This is a genomic window from Clostridium sp. HV4-5-A1G (assembly GCF_900184915.1).
In the GTDB taxonomy this organism is placed as follows: Bacteria; Bacillota; Clostridia; order Clostridiales; family Clostridiaceae; genus Clostridium_B; species Clostridium_B aromativorans.
Map to the genome: position 1 here is coordinate 1 of NZ_FXYI02000237.1, position 4205 is coordinate 4205.

The window sequence follows — 4205 nt, forward strand, 5'->3', positions numbered from 1 at the left end:
ATATAAATATAGAATAAATGATATACTATCTCTAAATAGATAAAATTTTTCTAAGATAAATGTCCCTTAAATATTGCACTTACGAAACTCTATGGTGCGCCCGAGAGGAGTCGAACCTCCGGCACGCGGTTTAGGAAACCGCTGCTCTATCCTACTGAGCTACGAGCGCATATACATTTGCTACCTTCATATTCTATTATAATTTATGAAAATTGTCAATTTTTTTATGAACTTTTATTAAATAAAGCATAAATCAGCATTATAAAAAACTTTATATTATCTACAATCCTACCAATTTCTAATCATATGGATTGTTAGGTAATTTATTTATAAATTTATATAGGAGGATTAAATATGATCAATGAATTAAAAAATTTATTTTTGGCAGGCATAGGTTCAGCTGCATATACTTATGAGAAAGCAGTAAAATTAATTGAGGAAATGGTTGAAAAGGGGAAAATAACAGTAGATGAGGGGAAACAACTATCTGAAGAATTAAAAAAAACAGTTATAGCTAAAAAAGAAGATATAAAACCTATAAACAAGAATGATTTGCTATCAATACTAAAGGATATGAATCTTGCGTCTAAAGAAGATATATCATCAATAAATGAGAGATTAATTGCACTTGAAAATAAAATAAAAGAAATGACTAAAGCTTAAAGCTTTAGTCAGAACAAAATATATGTCATGAAAACTTTATATTCGAAAAGATTTAAAGAAATAATGAAGGTATTAGCTAAATACGGTTTTAAATTTTTAGTATGTACTAAAAATCACAATAAAGAAAAGTCACCTCAAAATCTCAGAAAAGCTTTCGAAGAACTTGGACCTACTTTTATAAAGATAGGTCAAATATTAAGTTCAAGACCTGATATAATGCCTTCTCAATACATTGAAGAACTCTCAAAGCTCCAAGATGATGTACTTCCTGAAAGTTATGAAAATATAAATAAAGTATTTTTTGAAGAATTTAATAAAAACATAGAAGATTGTTTTCAACATTTTGAAAAGATCCCCCTGGCATCGGGATCTATTGCCCAAGTATACAATGCAACTTTAAAAAATGGGAAAAACGTTATCGTAAAAATACAAACACCTAATATAAAAGAGAAGATGGAAACAGATATATATATACTGTATAAAATTATAAAAATTACTAAAGTTAAATTTAAAGAATCCTTAATTGATCCTGAAGAAGCTTTGGATGAATTACTTTTTTCAACTAAACAAGAACTAAACTTTAATCTGGAAGCTAGTAATATGTCAAAATTCAAAAAACTAAACGAAAATGTAAATTTTTGCTATGTACCTTATGTAGTAAACGAATTATCGGGAATTAAAGTATTGACTATGGAAAAAATTTATGGATTTAAAATAAATAACATAGAAAAACTAAAAAAAGAAAAATATGATTTACAGGATTTAGGTAAAAAATTAGCTTTATCTTTTTTTAAGCAGGTATTTACCGATGGCTTTTTTCATGCTGATCCCCATCCTGGAAATTTAATGGTACTCAATAAAAAAATATGTTTTTTGGATTTTGGAATAGTAGGTACCATTTCGCCCCGACTTAGACTTCTTTTAAATGAGGCTATTATGTCCATAGTACATAAAGATACAGACAAACTTGTATCTGTTATTATATCAATAGGTGTAAAAAAAGACCTTATAGATAGAAATAAATTGTATGAAGATGTAGAATTGTTTTTAATAAACTATCTGTCTACTTCTCTTAAAAATATAAAGATTTCAGTATTATTAACAGAAATTTTTAAATGTGCAAAAAATAATAGTATTACTTTACCCAAAAATTTAATATTACTGGTGAAGAGTTTAATTATGGTAGAAGGTCTAGTAACAGAAATATCACCTGAAATTGATATTCTAGACATAGCAATACCCTTTGTTAAAAGCAACAATAAATTTTATTATTTTGATGATATAAATCCAGAAAATATCCTTATAAATTCCTATAATTTTACAAAAAATTTTTCAAAGTTTCCAATAAAAACAATAGAATTAATGGATTGTATATTAAATGGAAGAACTAAAATTGAATTAAAATTTAGTAAAATTGATGATTCCATAAACCAGTTAAATAAAATGGTAAACAGGCTATCACTTTCCCTAATAACATGCTCCATAATTGTAAGTTCATCTCTGATTTTAAATTTTAATATAGGTCCTAAAATCTACAATATCCCATTAATAGGTATTGTAAATTTTATATTTTTTATATTGATCGGAATTATATTGATAATCTCCATAATTAAATCCGGAAGATTTTAAAAAGGAGATTAAATCTTATTCTCCTTTTCTACCTTTATTCCATTTAAAATATAATTCATAAGACTTTCTATCATATCATCCAGATCTTTTTTATCTTCATTCATTAATTCATAAACAGCAACAGAACAGACTGTTCCAAATAAGGTGTACGATAAAAAAGATAAATTACATTTTTTTATGCTGCCATCATCCACAGCTTCTTTTAAATAATTTTGTATATAAACTATGTAAGATTTTATACATTCCCTCAATTCTAATTGCCTTGCTTCCTGTCCCCAAATCTGACTCATTATTACTTTTATAAAATCTCTGCTCTCATAAATCAATCCCCACTGAACTCTACAGAGAATTCTTATCTTTTCCAAAGAGTCACTTACATCTTTAGAATCACTTTCTATTTTTCCCTTTAGTACATTCATCCCTTCTTGAACTATATATTTAAATATCTCTTCCTTGCTTTTAAAATGATAGTATAATGTTCCCTTTGCCACACCTGCATCAGCTGCTATAGCATCCATTGTTGCACCATTATACCCGTTTTTAGAAAAAACTTTTATAGCAGATTCAGAAATCGTTCTTTTCGTATTATTCATAAATACCACTCCAGATTTTTATCGCATAATTATTGACTGGTCAGTATAATTATATCCATTTTCATTATACTCTGTTATTAAAATAACTCAATAGTTTTTAATAAAAGGATTTAAAAGCCATTTTCATATAATTATTATAATGTTAAAATAAATAATAAACAAATTCAACTATTTAAAATGTTAACTGGAAGGTAGAAAATGATTAGATATTTTAACAGAAGGACGAAAAATTATAATATAGAAAAAGTGGCAGGAGATGCTTATTTAAAGTGGATCTATTCTTCCCCCCTGGGAATGAAATTTCTTGAAATCATAGTTAAAAAGAAGATATTTTCTAAATTATATGGCTTATTTTGCAGCACCAAATACAGTAAAAGGAAAATCAGGTCCTTTATAGATGATTTTAATATAGATATGTCTGAATGTGCCATGGATTACAATGATTTTAATTGTTTCAATGATTTTTTTTCAAGGTCTCTCAAAAAAAATGCTAGGCCAATTAATATGAATAAAAAAATTTTAATATCACCTGTTGATGGAAGATTGACAGCATATGAGCATATAAATTTAAACAAAATTGTCCAAATTAAAGGATTTACATACAGCCTATGTGATCTAATAAACAATAACAAAACACCTGTAAAATTCAACAATGGCACCTGTTTAATATTCAGGCTATGCCCAACAGACTACCACAGATTTCACTTTATAGACTGGGGAAAATGCGAATCTTATAAAAAAATTAAAGGAGACTATTATTCCGTAAATCCAATATCTTTAGAAAATATTTCTAATGTGTTTTGTAAAAACAAAAGGGAATGGAGTATTTTTCATTCTAATAATTTTGGTGATGTAATTTATGTGGAGATAGGCGCTACTTGCGTGGGTTCAATAATACAAACTTATTGCCCCAAAAAAGATATTTCTAAAGGTGCTGAAAAGGGGTATTTCAAGTTTGGTGGATCAACTGTAATTTTATTTTTTGAAAAAAATAAAATTACAGTTGATAAAGACATAATTGAGCAGACAAAAAAAGGTTATGAAACAAGGGTATTAATGGGAGAAAAAATTGGAATTCAGTATGAAAATTAAATTTTTTCTTCATTTCTTATTGCAGCTCTTTAACAAAGCTCTAGTTGTTATTTTTATCTATAATAATTAATATCAACACTATTAAAATAGGAAGAATTACTGACAGTATATTTAATATTTTCGACAGTATATCTGATGAACCTAAATTTTCAATCAGCACCACCCGTAAAACGGGTGGTTTGCTCTAGCCCTATAAGGGCATGTTACTGGCAGTGCTACTCGCACACT

4 protein-coding genes and 1 tRNA gene are annotated in these 4205 nt (G+C 27.3%); 3 read left to right on the plus strand and 2 right to left on the minus strand.

Annotated features, from left to right (window positions below):
• Positions 1-92: 92 nt before the first annotated feature.
• Positions 93-169, minus strand: a tRNA-Arg gene (locus J5G60_RS16885).
• A gap of 185 nt (positions 170-354) precedes the next feature.
• Between J5G60_RS16885 and J5G60_RS16890 the strand changes: the two genes are divergently transcribed.
• Together J5G60_RS16890 and J5G60_RS16895 are read left to right on the plus strand one after the other, a co-directional pair.
• On the plus strand, positions 355-663 hold the full coding sequence (locus tag J5G60_RS16890) for a phasin family protein (protein WP_150358952.1): 309 nt from the start codon (positions 355-357) through the stop codon (positions 661-663).
• A gap of 63 nt (positions 664-726) precedes the next feature.
• Positions 727-2292, plus strand: a complete 1566-nt coding sequence (locus J5G60_RS16895; protein ID WP_207876587.1) for an ABC1 kinase family protein — start codon at positions 727-729, stop codon at positions 2290-2292.
• An 8-nt stretch (positions 2293-2300) separates the two neighbouring features.
• On the opposite strand, the gene J5G60_RS16900 is transcribed toward J5G60_RS16895, so the two are convergent.
• A complete protein-coding gene (locus J5G60_RS16900) occupies positions 2301-2885 on the minus strand; it encodes a TetR/AcrR family transcriptional regulator (RefSeq protein WP_150358950.1) in 585 nt (194 codons plus the stop codon).
• Between the two features lie 198 nt (positions 2886-3083).
• Here J5G60_RS16900 and J5G60_RS16905 point away from each other — a divergent pair, with 198 nt between their 5' ends.
• A complete protein-coding gene (locus J5G60_RS16905) occupies positions 3084-3977 on the plus strand; it encodes a phosphatidylserine decarboxylase (protein ID WP_150358949.1) in 894 nt (297 codons plus the stop codon).
• Positions 3978-4205 lie beyond the last annotated feature (228 nt).